Genomic DNA, 17,006 nt, shown 5'->3' on the forward strand with positions numbered 1-17,006 from the left:
GACCGCAGGTCCGACCCGGCAAGGCGCTGCTGCACCCCGGCCGGGTCGGCAGACAGCATACAGGGTCAGGTCAGATTGGCGTCGTTCCAGGCCAGCACGGGCTTGCGCGCGGCCTGCGTTTCGTCGAGCCGCTGGCGCGGCGCGTAATAGGGCGCGGCCTTGAGTGTCTCGTCGCCCGCAATCGCCCGCTCGGCCACGCTGCGCAGCGCGAGGATGAACTGGTCGAGCGCCGCCTTGCTTTCGGTCTCGGTCGGTTCGACCAGCATCGCGCCGTGCACCACCAGCGGGAAATACATCGTCATCGGGTGATAGCCCTCGTCGATCAGGGCCTTGGCCAGATCGAGCGTCGAGACATCGTCGGCGAAGCCTTTGTCGCTGAACAGCGCTTCATGCATGCACGGCCCGCTGTGGCCGAAGGGTGCATCGAGCACGTCTTCGAGGCTGCGCAGGATGTAATTGGCATTGAGCACGGCGTCTTCGGACACTTGCTTGAGGCCATCGGCACCGTGGCTGAGGATATAGGCCAGCGCGCGGGTGAACATGCCCATCTGACCGTGGAACGCAGTCATCCGGCCGAAGGCCTTGGTGTGGTCGAATTCGGCGGCGTTTTCTTCCTCGACCAGGTGGACCACGCCATCCCTGGTCCGCGCGGTAAACGGCAGCGGGCCATAGGGGCAGAGCGCTTCGGACAGCACGACCGGGCCCGAACCCGGGCCGCCGCCGCCATGCGGGGTGGAGAAGGTCTTGTGCAGGTTGATATGCATCGCGTCGACGCCGAGGTCGCCGGGGCGCACCTTGCCGACGATGGCGTTGAAATTCGCGCCGTCGCAATAGACGAAGCCGCCGGCCTCGTGCACCGCGTCGGAAATCGCCTTCATGTCGCGTTCGAACAGGCCGCAGGTGTTGGGATTGGTGATCATCACCCCCGCGACATCGGGGCCGAGGCGTGCTTTCAGCGCTTCGAGATCGACCCTCCCGTCGGAATTGGCCGGAATGTCTTCGACCCGGTAGCCGGCGAAGGCCGCGGTGGCTGGGTTGGTGCCATGCGCGCTTTCGGGGACGAGGATGACCTCGCGCGCATCGCCGCGCGCTTCGAGCGCGGCGCGGATGCACAGGATGCCGCATAACTCGCCATGCGCCCCGGCCTTGGGGCTCATGGCAACGCCCTGCATGCCGGTAAGCTCGATCAGCCAGTGCGCCAGTTCGTTGATCACTTCCAGCGCGCCGCGCACCGTATCGACCGGCTGCAGCGGATGGACATCGGCGAAGCCGGGCATGCGCGCGACCTTTTCGTTGAGCCGCGGATTATGCTTCATCGTGCACGAACCGAGCGGGAACAGCCCGAGATCGATTGCGTAGTTCTGCCGGCTCAGGCGCGTGTAGTGGCGCACGGTCTCAGGCTCGGACAGGCCGGGCAAGCCGATCGGATCCTTGCGGTCGAACCCGCCGAGGCGATTGGCGCCCGCTTGCGGTTCGGGCAGGTCCACCCCGGTGGTTTCGGCATGGCCGATCTCGAACAGCAGCGGTTCCTCGAGCATCAGCGCGCGGTTGCCGGTGGCGGTATCGGGGCCGCTCATCGCGTTGTGTCCTTCGACGGGGGTGCCGGGCTTCCAGCCCGAAGCGTTGGGAGCGTTCATGCCAGCACCTCCTCGAGTGCGGAGGCGAGCGTTTCCACGTCCTCCTCGGTAGTGGTTTCGGTAACCGCGACGAGCAGCCCGTTGGACAGCGCATCATGGCCGGGGAACAGCCGTGCGAGCGATACGCCCGCGAGGATATCCTGCTGCGTCAGTTCACGCACGATACTGCGCGCATCGCCATCGAGCAGCAGCGTGAATTCATTGAAGAACGCGTCGTTGAGCAGCTTCACGCCCGGCACCTTAGCCAAGCGGTCGGCGGCAAAGCAGGCGAGCCGGTGGTTCTCCATCGCCAGCCGGCGCAGCCCTTTCTCGCCGAGCAGCGTCATATGGACATTGAACGCCAGCGCGCAGAGCCCCGAATTGGTGCAGATGTTCGAGGTCGCCTTTTCGCGGCGGATATGCTGTTCGCGCGTCGACAGCGTCAGCACGAAGCCGCGCTTGCCCCCGGCATCGACCGTCTCGCCGCACAGGCGGCCCGGCATCATCCGCACGTGCTTTTCATCGCGTACGGCGAACAGCCCGAGATAGGGTCCGCCGAATTGCAGGCCGACGCCGATCGACTGGCCTTCGCCGACGACGATGTCCGCCCCCAGCTCACCCGGCGATGCGATCGCGCCCAGCGCTACGGGTTCGGTATTGACCGCGATCAGCAGCGCGCCCTTGTCATGCGCGGCCTCGGCGATTTTCGCGAGGTCGGGCAGGCGGCCGAGGATATCGGGATATTGCACTACGACGCAGCTGGTGTCCCCGTCGATCCGCGCAATCAGCCCGTCATCGTCGGGCCTAGCGGTCAGGCTGGGCGGCGCACCGGCGATCTCGTCGTCGGTGAACTTGGCCATCGTCCGCACCACTTCGGCATAGTGCGGGTGCAGCGCGCCCGAGAGCACGACCTTGCGCTTCTTCCCACGGGCGACCCGGCCCGCCATGGCCACCGCTTCCCAGCACGCGGTCGAGCCGTCGTACATCGACGCATTGGCGACCGCGCAGCCATAGATCCGCGCGACTTGCGTCTGGAATTCGAACAGCATCTGGAGCGTGCCCTGCGCGATTTCGGGCTGGTAGGGCGTATAGGCGGTCAGGAACTCGCCGCGCTGGATGATGTGATCGACGCTGGCCGGGATATGGTGCTTGTACGCTCCTGCCCCGAGAAAGAACGCCGCGTCGGATGCGGCAAGGTTCTTCTTGCTCAGCCGCCGCATATGCTTTTCGACCGCCATTTCGCTGGCGTGCATCGGCAGGCCTTCAATCGGGCCGGAAAGCCGCGCTGCCTCGGGTACATCGGCGAACAGCGCATCGATATCCGGCGCGCCGATCGTATCGAGCATGTCCGAACGGTCGGTATCGGTCAGGGGTAGGTAACGCATCTTGGTTCCTTCAGGCCCCGCAGGGCGTCAGAAAATCAAAGCCCGTCGCAGAAGCTCTTGTAAGCGGCCTGGTCCATCAGACCGTCGAACTGCGACTTGTCGCCGATGGTCATCTTGAAGAACCAGCCGTCTTCTTCGGGCGAGGTGTTCACCAGCGCCGGGTCGTCTTCCAGCGCCTCGTTGGTTTCCATGATCTCGCCGCTGATCGGCGCGTAGACGTCGCTGGCCGCCTTGACGCTTTCGACCACGGCAGCGTCCTTGCCCTTGTCGATCACGCTGCCGACATCGGGCAGCTCGACAAAGACGATGTCGCCCAGTTGGCCTTGTGCGAAATCGGTGATCCCGACGGTGGCGGTGTCGCCCTCGACGTCGATCCATTCATGTTCATCGGTAAAATAGCGGGCCATTTCGATCATTTCCCTCTGTGGTAGCGATGGGGGACGAAGGGGAGCGAGGCGACCGTGGCGGGCAGCCTTTTCTTCCGCACCTCGACTTCGAGTTCGGTGCCTTCGGCGGCAAACGCGGTGTCGACATAGCCCATGGCGATGGGCCGTTCGAGCGTGGGCGAGAAGCCGCCGCTGGTGATACGGCCGACCTGCGTATCACCCGAATAGACCAGCGCGCCTTCGCGGGCGGGCATCCGGCCGTCGATGGCGAGGCCGACGCGCTTCTGCGCGGGTCCCTCGGCGAAAGCCTGCATTACCGGCGCATGGCCCATCCAGCCGCCCTCCTCGCGCCGCCGCTTGGTCATCGCAAAGCCGAGATCGGCAGACACCGGATCGGTTTCGGTGGTGATGTCGTGCCCGTAGAGCGGCAGGCCCGCTTCGAGCCGCAGGCTGTCGCGTGCCCCCAAGCCGACGGGACGCACTTCGATTTCGGCGCACAGGCGGTCGGCAAAGCTTTCGGCGAATTCGGCCGGCAGCGAAATTTCGAACCCGTCTTCGCCGGTATAGCCGGCGCGGGTGATGCGCAGCGGCCATTCGCCGAAGTCATGGACCACGCTTTCCATGAAGACCATGTCGTCGATGACGTTGCGCATCACGCGGTTGAGCGCGGTCGCTGCGCTGGGGCCCTGCAGCGCGATCAGCGCGTGTTCGTCCATATGCGTCAGAGTGACATCATCGTCGAGATGCTCGCGCAGATGGGCGATATCGTCCCATTTCATCGCACCGTTGACGACGAGGTAATAGGCCGGTTCGCCCCAGCGTCCCTCGGTGCCGGCTTCCTCGTCGCCCTCTATCCACGGCGTGGCATTGGTGACCATCAGATCGTCGAGGATACCGCCGTCATCGTCGAGCAGCAGCGAATAGCGCACCTTACCCGGCTTGAGCGAAGCGATCGCCCCGGGGAGCAGTTTCTCGAGCTCGGCCGCAGCCTTGTCGCCGGTGACCATGAGCTGGCCCATATGGCTGACATCGAACAGGCCCGCCTGGTTGCGGGTCCAGTTGTGTTCGGTGACGATGCCTTCGTACTGGATCGGCATGTGGTACCCCGCAAAGGGCACCATCCGCGCGCCCTTGCGGCGATGCCACGCATCGAGCGGCAGCGTTTCGGTTTCGGCAATCGTGTCTTCGGTGTCGTCGCTCAAGTCCCGTCCTTCGCAAGCATGGGGGCGCCCCTTCGCGGTGCGCCGAAAACCCATGCCCCCTCTGTCGGGAAACCTGAGAGACTGGCGCACGGATGGGTGCGCTTACCCCTTCGGTGGCCACGCGCAGGCGCGCGGCGCTTTCCAGAGTGCCGATGGAGCGCACGGTCCGTTTAGCCTGAGAGTTTCCGGGGCGGTTGCTCCTTCGGCGCCGGGTGGACGCCGCCACCCGAACTCTCCCGTGCGCGCCTGCCGCAGAATTGCTTCCGCAGCCGACGTGAGTGCCCTGCGCGATAAGCGCCGCCCGGTCAATCCAGGTTCGGGCGCAGCCAGCGTTCGGCAGTGGCAATATCCACATTACGACGCGTGGCATAATCCTCGAGCTGGTCGCGTCCGACACGCGCCACGCCGAAATACTCCGCCTGCGGGTGGCCGAAATAGAACCCGCTCACTGCAGCGGTGGGATACATGGCGAAGCTTTCGGTCAGCGTGATCCCGGTGTTGGCTTCGGCGTCGAGCAGGTCGAACAGGATCGGCTTGAGGCTGTGGTCGGGACAGGCGGGGTAGCCGGGCGCGGGACGGATGCCGCGGTATTCTTCCTTGATCAGCGCGGCATTCGTCAGCTGTTCCTGCGGCGCGTAGCCCCACAGATCGGTGCGCACGTGCTGGTGCAGCCGTTCGGCAAAGGCCTCGGCGAAGCGGTCCGCCAGCGCCTTGAGCAGGATGTCTGAATAATCGTCCTTGTCGGCGAGGAAGCGTCGCGAATGTTCCTCGATACCGTGGATGCCCACGGCGAAGCCGCCCAGCCAGTCGCCCGCCGGATCGATGAAATCGGCCAGACACATATTGGGGCGGCTGCGCGATTTCTTCACCTGCTGGCGCAGGAACGCCATCACCGTAGGCGATGCGCCCGCCGGATCGGCGATCACGACATCGTCGCCGTCACGGGTGCAGGGCCACAGCCCCGCCACTCCGCGCGCGGTGAACCATTGTTCGGCGACGATCCGGTCGAGCATGGCGTCGGCATCCGCCTTGAGGCTGCGGGCGCTTTCGCCGACGACCTCGTCATCGAGGATCTTGGGATAGGTGCCGTGCAGTTCCCACGCCCGGAAGAACGGGGTCCAGTCGATATATTCGCGCAGTTCCGCGAGGTCCCAGCCATCGAACACATGCAGCCCGGGCTGCAGCGGCGCGGCGGGCTTTTCGGCCATGCTGGCTACGAAACCGTTCGCGCGCGCATCGGCCAGCGGCATCAGTTCGCTCTGCCCCTTGCCAGCGCGCGTGTCGCGGACCTGGACATATTCCGCCGCGGTCCGGTCGACGAATTCATCGCGCTGCGTGTCGGACAGCAGGCGGCTGGCGACGCCCACCGCCCGGCTGGCATCGAGCACGTGGATAACCGGCCCGTCATAGGCAGGATCGATCCGCAGCGCGGTATGGACCTTGCTGGTCGTCGCCCCGCCGATCAGCAGCGGCATGGTCATCCCGGCGGTTTTCATCTCTTCGGCAACGGTGACCATTTCATCGAGCGAGGGCGTAATCAGGCCCGACAGGCCGATGATGTCGGCATCGTTCTCGTTCGCGGCTTCGAGGATTTTCGACCACGGCACCATGACCCCGAGATCGATCACCTCGTAGCCATTGCATTGCAGCACCACCCCGACGATGTTCTTGCCGATGTCGTGGACGTCGCCCTTCACGGTGGCCATCACGATCTTGCCCTTCGCGCGGGCGCCCGCTTCCTTCTGCGCCTCGATGTAGGGGATCAGGTGGGCGACCGCCTTTTTCATGACGCGCGCGGACTTGACCACCTGCGGCAGGAACATCTTGCCGCTGCCGAACAGGTCGCCGACAACGTTCATGCCGTCCATCAGCGGGCCTTCAATGACCTCGATCGGGCGGTCGAACTGCTGGCGCGCCTCCTCGGTGTCGGCCACGACATGCGCGTCGATGCCCTTGACCAGCGCGTGTTCGAGCCGGCGGCGCACGTCCCAGCCGCGCCATTCCTCGGCGGCCTTTTCGTCGGCCGCACTCTTGCCCTTGTAGCTTTCGGCAAGGTCGATCAACCGCTCGGTGGCATCCGGCCGCCGCATCAGGATCACGTCTTCGCAGGCTTCGCGCAGCTGCGGATCGATCTGGTCGTAAACGTCGAGCTGGCCGGCGTTGACGATCGCCATGTCGAGCCCCGCGGGGATCGTGTGATAGAGGAAGATCGAATGCATCGCGCGGCGTACGGTTTCATTGCCGCGGAAGCTGAAGCTGAGGTTGGACAGACCGCCGCTGGTCTTCGCCTGCGGACACGCCGCCTTGATCTCCGCCACCGCCTCGATGAAATCGAGACCATAGCGATCGTGTTCCTCGATCCCCGTCGCCACCGCGAAGATATTGGGGTCGAAGATGATATCCTCGGGCGGGAAGCCGATCCCGGTCAGCAATGCATAGGCGCGCTTGCAGATTTCGACCTTGCGCTCCTTGTTGTCCGCCTGCCCGGTCTCGTCGAACGCCATGACCACCACCGCGGCGCCGTAATCCATGCATTTGCGCGCATGATCGAGAAAAGCGTCCTCGCCTTCCTTCATGCTGATCGAATTGACGATCGGCTTGCCCGAAACGCATTTGAGGCCGGCCTCGATGACCTCCCATTTGGAACTGTCGATCATCACCGGGACACGCGCGATGTCGGGTTCGGCCGCGATCAGCTTGAGGAAAGTGGTCATGGCCTGCTCGGCATCGAGCAGGCCTTCGTCCATGTTGACGTCGATCACCTGCGCGCCGTTTTCGACCTGCTGGCGCGCGACTTCGACCGCGGTGTCGTAATCGTCCGCCATGATCAGTTTCTTGAACCGCGCCGAGCCGGTCACATTGGTGCGCTCGCCGATATTGACGAAACGGGCGGTGGTCAGATTGCTCATGGATTCAATTCCGGTCGAGGTCGCGCGCCAGCACGACATCGTCATAAAGGGTTCCGCCGACATCGAAACGGCGCGTGGCGATCTGCCGGAAACCCTGTTTGGTATAGAAGGCGATGGCGCGGTGGTTGTCGTCTTTCACGCCCAGCAGCAGCCGGCGATGGCTCTGCGCCCCGAGTAATACGGCATCGAACAGTGCGGCGGCGATACCGCTGCCGTGGAAGCGCGACAGCAGGTAGATCTTCTTGAGTTCGATATCGCCGTCCTGCGCGGCATCGAGTTCGGGCCGGGTGAGCAGCGCGTAGCCGATCGGCGCCCGGTCGATTTCGGCAAGCCAGGCACGGGCACCAGCAGCCAGCAGCCCGGCGAGATGATCGGGTGCATGCTTGGCCGCGCAATGCGCGACGAGTGCCTCGCCGCTGATCATCCCGGCGAAGGTCTCGAGGAAGGTGGCATCCGACACCAGCGCGAGCGCGCGCACGTCCGCTGCCCCCGCCTCGCGGATTACCGCCCCATGGAGGCCCCCGCCGCTCATGCCGCGATCGTGAACGGTTCGAGCCCCGCCAGATGCATGTCCGGGTCAGGCTTGGGCAGCACGCGCGGCGCGCAGTTTTCGACCGCCTTGGCCATCGCGGCGATATGCGCGGGCGTCGAGCCGCAGCAGCCGCCCAGCGCGTTGATCCGGCCATTCTGCGCCCAGACCTGCGTCAGCGACGCAGTCGTTTCCGGCTGTTCGTCATACTCGCCGAGATCGTTGGGCAGGCCGGCATTGGGATAGGCCATCAGCCAGGTATCGGCGATATCGGACAGCAATTGCACATGCGGACGCAGCTGTTCGGCACCGAAGCTGCAGTTGAGGCCGATCGTCAGCGGCTTGGCATGGCGCACGGTGTACCAGAACGCTTCCACCGTATGGCCCGACAGATTGCGGCCCGACAGGTCGGTCAGCGTCAGCGAGATCATCAGCGGTATGTCGCGGTCAAGTTCGCGCGCCAGCTGCTTCACGGCCATGATAGCAGCCTTGCAGTTGAGCGTGTCGAATACCGTCTCGACCAGGATGAAATCGGCCCCGCCAGCGACAAGCGCGCGGCATTGTTCGACATAGACGGCGACGATTTCGTCGAATGTCACTTCGCGAAACCCGGGGTCTTCGACATCGGGCGAAAGCGACAGCGTCTTGTTGGTCGGCCCGACAGCGCCCGCCACGAACCGCGCAATGCCGTCGTTCCGCGCATCGACCGCTTCACGGATGATTCGCGCCGCGGCGACATTGATCTCATGAACCAGGTGTTCGGCACCATAATCGGCCTGACTGATGCGATTGGCGTTGAAGGTGTTGGTGGCGAGGATATGCGCGCCCGCATCGATGTAGCTGTCACAGATCCGGCGGATAACCTGCGGCTGCGTCAGATTGACGAGGTCGTTATTGCCCTTCTGCTCCTGCGCGAGATCGGTGCCCGCGGCATAGTCTTCGGGCGTTAGCCCGGCCTGCTGGATCGCGGTACCGTAGGGGCCGTCCTTGATCAGGATCCGCTGGGCTGCGGCGGCTTCGAATTCTTCGCGCTTGGTCATTGGCCTGCCTTCGCGCGCAGCCCGAGCATGTGGCAAATCGCATAGCTCAGTTCGGCGCGGTTGAGAGTGTAGAAATGGAATTGCCGCACCCCGCCTGCATATAGCCGGCGACACAGTTCGGCCGCGATGGTCGCGCTGACGAGCTGACGGGCGGCGGGGCGATCGTCGAGCCCGTCGAACAGACCTTCCATCCACGGCGGGATGGCTGTGCCGCACAGCCCCGACATCCGGCGCACCGCCGCGAAGCTGAGCACGGGCATGATCCCGGGTACGATCTCGCCGTCAATTCCCGCCGCTGCGGCCCGGTCGCGAAAGTCGAAGAAACATTGCGGATCGAAGAAGAACTGCGTGATCGCCCGGGTCGCCCCGGCGTCGAACTTGGCCTTGAGATTGTCCAGATCGGCCTGGCGATCGGGCGAATCGGGATGGACCTCGGGATAGGCGGCGACCGATATCTCGAAATCGGCGACCTTCTTCAGTCCCGCGATCAGCTCGACTGCGTTGGCATAGCCGCCCGGATGCGGCGCATATTGCGATTGCCCGTCGGGCGCGTCGCCGCGCAGCGCCACGATATGGCGGATGCCCTCATCCCAGTAATGGCGCGCCACCTCGTCGACCTCTTCGCGGGTCGCCTCGACGCAGGTCAGGTGCGCGGCAGCAGGAATGCGCGCTTCGTTCTGGATGCGGACGACCTGCTGGTGCGTCCGCTCGCGGGTCGACCCGCCCGCGCCATATGTGACGCTGGCAAAACGCGGCCCGAGCGGGGCCAGCGTCTCGACGCTTTGCCACAGCGTCTCGCTCATGGCCGCATTCTTGGGCGGGAAGAATTCGAAGCTGACGTCGATATCGCCCGGCAGCCCTGAAAACAGCGGCGCTTCGAGTGCGCGCTGCGCTTCGCGCATCTGGTCCATCGTCGGGCTCATGACGCGGCCTTCCGGTCATCGACGCGCCGCGGCGCGATCCAGATCTTCACCACCAGTTCTCCATCTTCCAGTGCCGTCGGCGCGGCCGGGTCGAACCCGGCATCGCTGAGCAGGCCCATCATCTGTGCATCGTCGAACCCCAGCCGGGCATGCGCATGGCGATTGCGCAGTTCCTCGCGCTGGTGCGCTGCGAAATCGACGATTGCGATCCGTCCGCCCGGACGCAGCACGCGGGCGGCCTCCGCCAGCGCGGCACCGGGCATCTGCGCGAAATGCAGCACCTGGTGGAACAGCACGCTGTCGAAACTCGCCGCGGCAAATGGCAGCGCCCCGAAGTCGCCCTGCACCAGTTCCACTCGCTCGGTCGGGAGGTGCTGCAGCTTGGCGCGTGCGACCCGCAGCATCGCCAGGCTCTTGTCGAGTGCAACGATCCGCTCTGCCCGCTCGGCAAACAGTTCGGCCATGCGCCCCGTGCCCGTGCCGATATCGAGCAGGCGCCCGAGCGGTTCGGGCCCCAGCGCACGCGCCAGTTCGGCCTCCACGGCCTCGTCCGAGGAATGCAGCCGGCGCAATTCGTCCCAATCGTCCGCATGCGCCGAGAAATAGGCCTGTGCCTCGCTTTCCCGGTGCTGGCGGATCGCGGCCAGCTTGCGCCGGTCCTGTTCGCACTGTTCCGCAAAGGCGGCGTCGGCAGCCTCCGCATCGACCAGCAGATCGCCGATAGCCGCGCAAAGCGGCGGCGCCTCGCTCGAATCGGCGCAGGCGCGCAGGAATACCCAGCTGCCTTCGCGCCGTCGTTCGGCCAGACCCGCGTCGCACAGGATGCCGATGTGCCGCGACACGCGCGGTTGGCTCTGCCCCAGCACCTGCGCGACTTCACCCACTGCCAGCTCCATCGAGCCAAGCAGGCGCATGATCCTGAGCCGGGTCGGATCGGCAAGGGCGCGGAAGAGGTGTTCGGTTCGCATTACGAAGAGGATATAAAGATATTTTTATATCTGTAAATCCGCCTTGCGGTGCAGTTCAGCAACAGCCCCTGACCAATCGGTGCATCCACACCGGATGTTTACCTCTAAGGACCACGCTGCCGCCCAAATGGTCCGCCATCCGCCCGATCACGCCGCCGAACGCGAGCGTTTCGTCGAAGACCTGCTCGCCATCATGTCGGTGGCGGAGAAGGCCGGGCAGCTTGTCCTGTTGCCCATTCCGGAAGCCGGCGGCGATAGCGAAGGTGCCCCGCTGCGCGCAGAAATGTTGCAGGGCCGTGTAGGCGGGCTTCTCGGTTCGGGCGCCGCAGACCAGCTTGCCGCCTTGCAACGCCTGGCCGTCGAGGAAACGCGGCTCGGCATTCCGCTGCTGATGGCCAATGTTCCCGGCCGCGGCACCTCGGTCACCATGCCCGCCCCGCTTGCACTGGCCGCGACATGGTCGCCGCACATCGTGGAACGCGCTGCCCAGATCGTGGCGGGGGAAGCGCGAACGCACGGGATGAACTGGCTCATGGGGCCCCAGGTCGCCCTGACGAGCGATACCGAAACGGAGGAACTGGCTGAAAGCTGGGGCACTTCAGTACATTTGGCGCGCGCCCTGGCCGCGGCCACCGTGCGCGGCCTGCAATTCGAGGGGCAGGATGGCGACGGCGTGCTGGCTTGCCTGCGCACCGACGCGCCTGGCTGGATCGAGCGGCGCGATCCCGACATACTGACCGACAAGCTCCGGCTGGTGGCCGGCGTGCTGCGCGAATCGCCCCCGGCGAGCATCGCGCTGGGTCTACTCGCGCAGGGGGTGCGTGACCGCGAGGAGACTGCGGATGGCGACCTGCCGATCGGCGGCCCCGCCAGCTTCGACGGGATCGACCTGGCCGAATGGGTCGCGATCGGCCGGGCTGCGGGACAGGAGGCCGGTGAAACGCCTTACCAAATGCTGCCAGTGGACAGCATCGTGAAAGCGGTGGGCGACGGGCGGGTCGGCATGCGCCAGCTCGACGACGCGGTGCGCAAGGTACTCGGCGCGAAATACGATCTGGGCCTGTTCCGCGCCGATCTGCGCGATATCGCCCCTGCCACCGACTGGTCGGCGGATCACGCGCGAACGGTCGCGCTGGACACTGCGCGCCACGCGATCGTCCTGCTGCGCAACGATCCCGCGCTGTTGCCGCTCGATATCGCGTCGGGCGAAATCCTCGTTGTCGGGCATGCCGCAACCGACCGGGCGCTTCCGACTGGCGGAGCGCAGGGTGACGCCGCCAACCTGCTCGACGGGTTCGACGCACTGGGCCTCGCGCACAGTTTCGTCCCCGGCCTGGCGGTCCGCGCCGATGCCAGACCTGCCGGACTGCTCGACGCCGACCACATGGCAATCGGCATGGCCTGCAATGCCGCGCGGCGGGTGGGCACGGTGATCGTCACGCTCGGCGACTGCGAGCGTGTGGGAGAAGCGGAACAAACGCTCCTTGATTCGCTCCATGCGGTCAATCCGAACATCGTCCTGATCAGCCTCGGCTCGCAGCCGCTCGACCCCGACGCGCGCGGGACCAAGCTGCCTTGCGTGCTGCATGCCGGGCAACTCGGCACCATGTCGGGCCATGCGCTGGCCGAAGTGCTGACCGGCGAATTCGCGCCACGGGGCCGCCTGCCACTGCCGCTGACGGAGAAGGGGCAAGCGGGTTTCACCTTGGGACACGGGCTGGGCTATTCCGATTTCGGCCTCGGCGAAACCGCGGTCGAACTGAGCCACGACCGGATTATCGTCAGCGCCACGCTGTACAATGTCGGCAAGCGCGAAGGCACCGAGACGGTCCAGCTCTATGTGCGCAGCCCGGGACAGAACGGAGCGCAGGCGCGCAGGTTGGCCGACTTCCAGCGCGTCTCGCTGCTGGCAGGCGAAACGCGGAGCCTGCTGTTCGAAGTCGGCGGCAACCAGCTGGGCCATTTCAGATCCGATGGCAGCTTCGTGATCGAAGCAGGCACTTACGAGATCGCGGTCGGCCTCAGCGACGATCGCGCGCATGTTTCGAAGATCACCGTATCGACCACGCTTGCCCGGACCTTGGAGCGGGCGCTTTCTTCCGAACCCCTGCCCGCGCTGTTCGGCCGCTTGCGCAACGCGGGCTGACCGCCTGCCGGCACGACGCCCGATTTCGGTTTGGGCCTCGGCCCGCCTCGTGTAGGGGGCCCGCATGCGCGACGCCCACGGCCGTCAGATTGACTATATCCGCCTCTCGGTCACCGACCGCTGCAACCTTCGCTGCACCTATTGCATGGCCGAGGAGATGGAATTCCTCCCGCGCCGCGACCTTCTGACATTCGAGGAAATCGAAACGCTGGCGCATCATCTGGTGGTCCGCGGCGTTCGCCGGATCCGCCTGACCGGCGGCGAACCGCTGGTGCGCAAGGGTGTGCTCGAACTTGTCGAGCGGCTGGCACGGTTGCGCACGCACGGGCTCAACGAACTCACGCTCACCACCAATGGGACGCGCCTGCCCGAAATGGCGCAGGACCTGTTCGATGTCGGGGTGCGGCGTATAAACATCAGTCTCGACACGCTCAGGCGCGACCGGTTTGCCGAGCTCACCCGCCGCGACGAGTTCGAGCGGGTGGTTAGCGGCATCGACGCGGCGCGCGATGCCGACCTGGCAGTGCGCATCAACGCCGTGGCGATGCGCGGTACGAATGACGACGAGATGCGCGACTTGCTTGCATGGTGCGGCGCGCGTGGGCTCGACCTCGCGCTCATCGAAGCCATGCCGCTGGGCGAGGTCTCGGTCGATCGTTCCGCCGCGCACCTGCCGCTCGACGCTGTGCGCGAGGAACTCGAACGCCATTTCACGCTCGTCCCCTCGCTCCACCGCACCGGCGGGCCCGCACGCTACTTCGACGTCGCAGAGACGGGCACTCGGATCGGGCTCATCACTCCGCTCAGCAACAATTTCTGCGCCGGGTGCAATCGCATCCGTATTTCAGCGACCGGGACCGTCTATGGCTGCCTGGGCCATGACCAGAAGGTCGAACTGCGCGATATCGTGCGCGCAGGTGGCGAAGCCGCGCTCGACGAGGCGCTCGAACGCCTGCTCGCGGGCAAGCCGCTGCGCCATGCCTTCGATGCCGCGCAAAGCGAACCTGCCCTGGCGCGCCACATGAGCGTGACGGGCGGCTGACACGCCCCGCCCTACGGCGGCGCGTGCCTTCCATGACCCCATTGCCGCGGTGCTGTTGCATATCCAGCGATTAGCATGATTGCAGCGCCGCGACTTGGCGCTACGATGCGGCATGACCAAAACGCCCTGGCACAGCCGCCTCGCCTTCGCCCTTGCACTCGCGCTACCAGTGTATTTCGCCATCGCCGCGCTGGGGACCAAGTTCGGCCTGTGGGATTGGCGGACCGGCCTGCTTACCCTTACCATCAAGGCCGGGCCGATCCTGCTGGGCATCGTGGCGCTTATCGGTCTGATCTCGCTGATCGTCGTCCTGCTGCGCAAGCCCCGCAAGGGCTGGCTGCTGTCGCTGATCGCGCTGCTGGTCCCGGTCGGCATCTTTGCCGTTCTGGGCGCCATTCGCAGCCAGGCGGCCGACATCCCGCCGATCCACGACATTGCGACCGATAGCGCCAACCCGCCTGTCTTCTCGCAAACCGTGCTCGATCAACGTGCCGCTGCGGGTGCCAATCCACTGAATAACTACGCCACGCCGCTGGGCGAGCTCGAAATGTGGTCGGAATCCGAGCCGCCGCTGGCCGATCGGTCGCATGCGCAGGTTATTGCCGCCGCCTATCCCGATCTCGCGCCGCTGCCGCTGGGTTCGACCAGCCCGGCCGAAGCCTCGGAACTGGTGGTATCCGCGATGGAGGAAATGGGGTTCGACCAGGTGACCGCCGATGCCGAAACCGGCCGGATCGAAGGGGTCGCGGAAACATTCTGGTTCGGCTTCAAGGACGATATGGTCGTGCGAATTGCCGATGGTGCGATCGATTTTCGCTCGGTTTCTCGCGTGGGCGTGAGCGATCTGGGTGCTAATGCGGCGCGCATTGCCGCCTTGCGCGATGCCATTGCCGAACGGCTCAATCGCTGAATTGGACGATCGCCAGCGCGCTACGCTGGAACACGGTCAGCACGCATAGCGCGGCATATGCGTAGGCCAGCGGGACGAACCACGCAGGAAACAGCGCGAAGGCGATGAAGACGGCGATTGTTTCGCCGCCTTCGGCCAGCCCGGTCGAATAAAAGAAGCTCTTCCTGCCATGCGCATCGGTCCGCGCGCCGCGTTCCGCCGCGATCACGGCGTAGGCGAGGAAGCTGACGCCGGTCAGGACGAAGCTGGCAACCAGCACCAGTGCAGCCTGCGTGTTGGCCGGATCGACCAGCCCGAAGCCGAGCGGCACCGACACGTAGAAGGCGAAATCGGCGACGATATCGAAATAACCGCCCAGCGCGGTCGGGCCGTTCGCCCGCGCGACCGCGCCGTCGAGCCCGTCGAGCAGGCGGTTGGCGAGGATGAGGCCCAATCCGGCGCCGAAGTAGCCGCCGGAAATCGCCGCCGCGCCGGCCAGCCCCAGTGCAAGGCCGAGAAAGGTGATCGCGTTGGCAGTCACTCCCCGCCGCGCCAGCGCGCTGCCCAACCGGTTGAGCGGCGGGTCGATCAGCGGGCGCAGTTTCGCATCGAACATGGCCATATCCTATCCGCTCAAACCCAGGTGATCAGCCCGATCCATGCGCCGGTCATCGCCGTCGCCATATTGCCGGCGATCCAGCTGCGCACACCCAGTCCCGCGACTTCGGCGCGCCGTTCGGGACACAGCGTGCCGATGGTCGACACCAGCAGCCCGATGCTGGCCAGGTTCGCGACCCCGCACAGCGCATAGGTGACGATCAGCAGGCTTCGCGGCGCGAATGTGCTGGGCGGCAGTGCGGCAAGCTCAAGATAGGCGACATATTCGTTGAGGATCGCCTTGGTGCCCATCAGGCTGCCGGCGGCCTGCGCTTCGACCCAGGGTACGCCGATCAACCACATCAGCGGCGAAAACAGCCAGCCGAAGGTCCGCTTCAGGCTCAGCGGCTCGCCATCGACCATGGGCAGCAGCGCCAGCAGTTGGTCGGCCAGCGACACCAGCGCAAACACCACGATGATCACTGCGATCACGGCAAGGAACAGCTGCATGCCGTCCATCGTCCCCTTGATGATCGCATCGATGCTCGATTCGAACTTGAGCCCCTGGCTGCCGGCATCGGGCCCCTCGCCTTCCGCGCTCGCTTCGCCGGGCACCATCAGCTTGGCGATCAGCAGGGCTGCGGGAAGCGATATCAACGAGGCGGAAATCATGTGCCCCACCGCATCGGGCACGGTGCGCGACAGGGTGGTGGCGTAGAGGATCAGGATCGCACCGCTGATCGTCGCCATGGCCAGCACCATGACCTGGAACAGGTCAGCCCGGCTCATCCCCGCAAAATAGGCGCGCACCACCAGCGGGCTTTCCACCACGCCGAGAAACATGTTCGCCCCGCCCGACAGACCGACCACGCCGCTTACCCTAAGCGTGCGCCGCAGCAGGAAGGACAGGCCATCGACCAGCCAGCGCAGCACCCCCCAGTGCCACAGCAGCGCGGCCAGCGCTGAAAAGACGATGACCAGCGGGAGAATCTGGAAGGCGACGATCACCGGCGCCTCCGCGCCCTGCGCCAATTCGAAGGGCAGCGGCGCACCCCCGAGATAGCCGAACATGTAGGACGACCCGTCGAGCGTTGCGCGTTCGATCGCGGCGACCGCCTCGTTGGCCAGCGTCACGGCATCCCAGACGAACGGCACGCGGACGATCAGCAGTGCGAGGCCCGCCTGCAGCGCCAGCGCGCCCGCGATCCAGCGCCATGTCGGCCTTGCGCTGCGGTCTTCCGAAATGACCCAGGCGAACAGCACCATCAGCGCAATGCCCAGCAGCCCGCGAAACTGGTCGAAAAACTCCATGCGCTTCCCCGTTGGGCCTCAGCCCGTGCGGCCCGGCAGCGAGCCCAGCATCCGCCTGTCATG

The 17,006-nt window shown here is 65.6% G+C and carries 14 protein-coding genes and 1 riboswitch; of the genes, 3 read left to right on the top strand and 11 right to left on the bottom strand.

The window, feature by feature from the left end; all coding sequences use genetic code 11:
• Window positions 1-65 precede the first annotated feature (65 nt).
• From gcvPB to SJY12_RS08480, 9 genes are all read right to left on the bottom strand, one after another.
• The gene (gene gcvPB / locus SJY12_RS08440) at window positions 66-1,637 is read right to left on the bottom strand and encodes an aminomethyl-transferring glycine dehydrogenase subunit GcvPB (protein ID WP_050600942.1); all 1,572 of its coding nucleotides are present in this window, start codon (window positions 1,635-1,637) and stop codon (window positions 66-68) included.
• Complete coding sequence (gene gcvPA / locus SJY12_RS08445) at window positions 1,634-3,001, bottom strand: aminomethyl-transferring glycine dehydrogenase subunit GcvPA (protein ID WP_397505061.1); 1,368 nt, start codon at window positions 2,999-3,001, stop codon at window positions 1,634-1,636. The genes gcvPB and gcvPA overlap by 4 nt, the downstream gene beginning before the upstream one ends.
• 35 nt (window positions 3,002-3,036) lie before the next feature.
• A complete protein-coding gene (gene gcvH, locus SJY12_RS08450; RefSeq protein ID WP_050601021.1) occupies window positions 3,037-3,408 on the bottom strand; it encodes a glycine cleavage system protein GcvH in 372 nt (123 codons plus the stop codon).
• Between the two features lie 5 nt (window positions 3,409-3,413).
• Window positions 3,414-4,589 carry a glycine cleavage system aminomethyltransferase GcvT gene (gene gcvT, locus SJY12_RS08455; protein WP_397505062.1) on the bottom strand — a complete coding sequence of 392 codons (1,176 nt, stop codon included), beginning with the start codon at window positions 4,587-4,589 and terminating at the stop codon, window positions 3,414-3,416.
• Between the two features lie 152 nt (window positions 4,590-4,741).
• Window positions 4,742-4,838: riboswitch (glycine riboswitch) on the bottom strand.
• 56 nt (window positions 4,839-4,894) lie between these two features.
• The gene (metH, locus tag SJY12_RS08460) at window positions 4,895-7,498 is read right to left on the bottom strand and encodes a methionine synthase (protein WP_397505064.1); all 2,604 of its coding nucleotides are present in this window, start codon (window positions 7,496-7,498) and stop codon (window positions 4,895-4,897) included.
• A 4-nt stretch (window positions 7,499-7,502) separates the two neighbouring features.
• A complete protein-coding gene (locus tag SJY12_RS08465; RefSeq protein ID WP_397505065.1) occupies window positions 7,503-8,030 on the bottom strand; it encodes a GNAT family N-acetyltransferase in 528 nt (175 codons plus the stop codon).
• Window positions 8,027-9,067, bottom strand: coding sequence for a homocysteine S-methyltransferase family protein (locus tag SJY12_RS08470; RefSeq protein ID WP_160765997.1), 1,041 nt, complete (start codon window positions 9,065-9,067; stop codon window positions 8,027-8,029). Before SJY12_RS08470 ends, SJY12_RS08465 begins: the two co-directional genes overlap by 4 nt.
• Window positions 9,064-9,990, bottom strand: coding sequence for a methylenetetrahydrofolate reductase [NAD(P)H] (gene metF, locus SJY12_RS08475; RefSeq protein ID WP_397505066.1), 927 nt, complete (start codon window positions 9,988-9,990; stop codon window positions 9,064-9,066). The genes SJY12_RS08470 and metF overlap by 4 nt, the downstream gene beginning before the upstream one ends.
• Window positions 9,987-10,958, bottom strand: a complete 972-nt coding sequence (locus SJY12_RS08480) for a metalloregulator ArsR/SmtB family transcription factor (RefSeq protein WP_348346355.1) — start codon at window positions 10,956-10,958, stop codon at window positions 9,987-9,989. The genes metF and SJY12_RS08480 overlap by 4 nt, the downstream gene beginning before the upstream one ends.
• Before the next feature lie 127 nt (window positions 10,959-11,085).
• Here SJY12_RS08480 and SJY12_RS08485 point away from each other — a divergent pair, with 127 nt between their 5' ends.
• The 3 genes from SJY12_RS08485 to SJY12_RS08495 all read left to right on the top strand — a co-directional run bounded on the left by SJY12_RS08485 (window position 11,086) and on the right by SJY12_RS08495 (window position 15,056).
• Window positions 11,086-13,104, top strand: coding sequence for a glycoside hydrolase family 3 C-terminal domain-containing protein (locus tag SJY12_RS08485; RefSeq protein WP_397505067.1), 2,019 nt, complete (start codon window positions 11,086-11,088; stop codon window positions 13,102-13,104).
• Window positions 13,105-13,168: 64 nt separating this feature from the next.
• Window positions 13,169-14,146, top strand: a complete 978-nt coding sequence (moaA, locus tag SJY12_RS08490) for a GTP 3',8-cyclase MoaA (RefSeq protein ID WP_397505068.1) — start codon at window positions 13,169-13,171, stop codon at window positions 14,144-14,146.
• A 112-nt stretch (window positions 14,147-14,258) separates the two neighbouring features.
• Entirely contained in the window at window positions 14,259-15,056 is a 798-nt protein-coding gene (locus SJY12_RS08495) for a DUF1499 domain-containing protein (RefSeq protein ID WP_397505069.1), read from the top strand.
• On the opposite strand, the gene SJY12_RS08500 is transcribed toward SJY12_RS08495, so the two are convergent.
• Window positions 15,046-15,651, bottom strand: coding sequence for a CDP-alcohol phosphatidyltransferase family protein (locus SJY12_RS08500; RefSeq protein ID WP_348346362.1), 606 nt, complete (start codon window positions 15,649-15,651; stop codon window positions 15,046-15,048). The genes SJY12_RS08495 and SJY12_RS08500 overlap by 11 nt on opposite strands.
• A gap of 17 nt (window positions 15,652-15,668) precedes the next feature.
• Complete coding sequence (locus SJY12_RS08505; protein ID WP_397505070.1) at window positions 15,669-16,943, bottom strand: NupC/NupG family nucleoside CNT transporter; 1,275 nt, start codon at window positions 16,941-16,943, stop codon at window positions 15,669-15,671.
• Between the last annotated feature and the right edge of the window lie 63 nt (window positions 16,944-17,006).

The organism is Qipengyuania sp. R86523 (assembly GCF_044596365.1).
GTDB lineage: Bacteria > Pseudomonadota > Alphaproteobacteria > Sphingomonadales > Sphingomonadaceae > Qipengyuania > Qipengyuania citrea.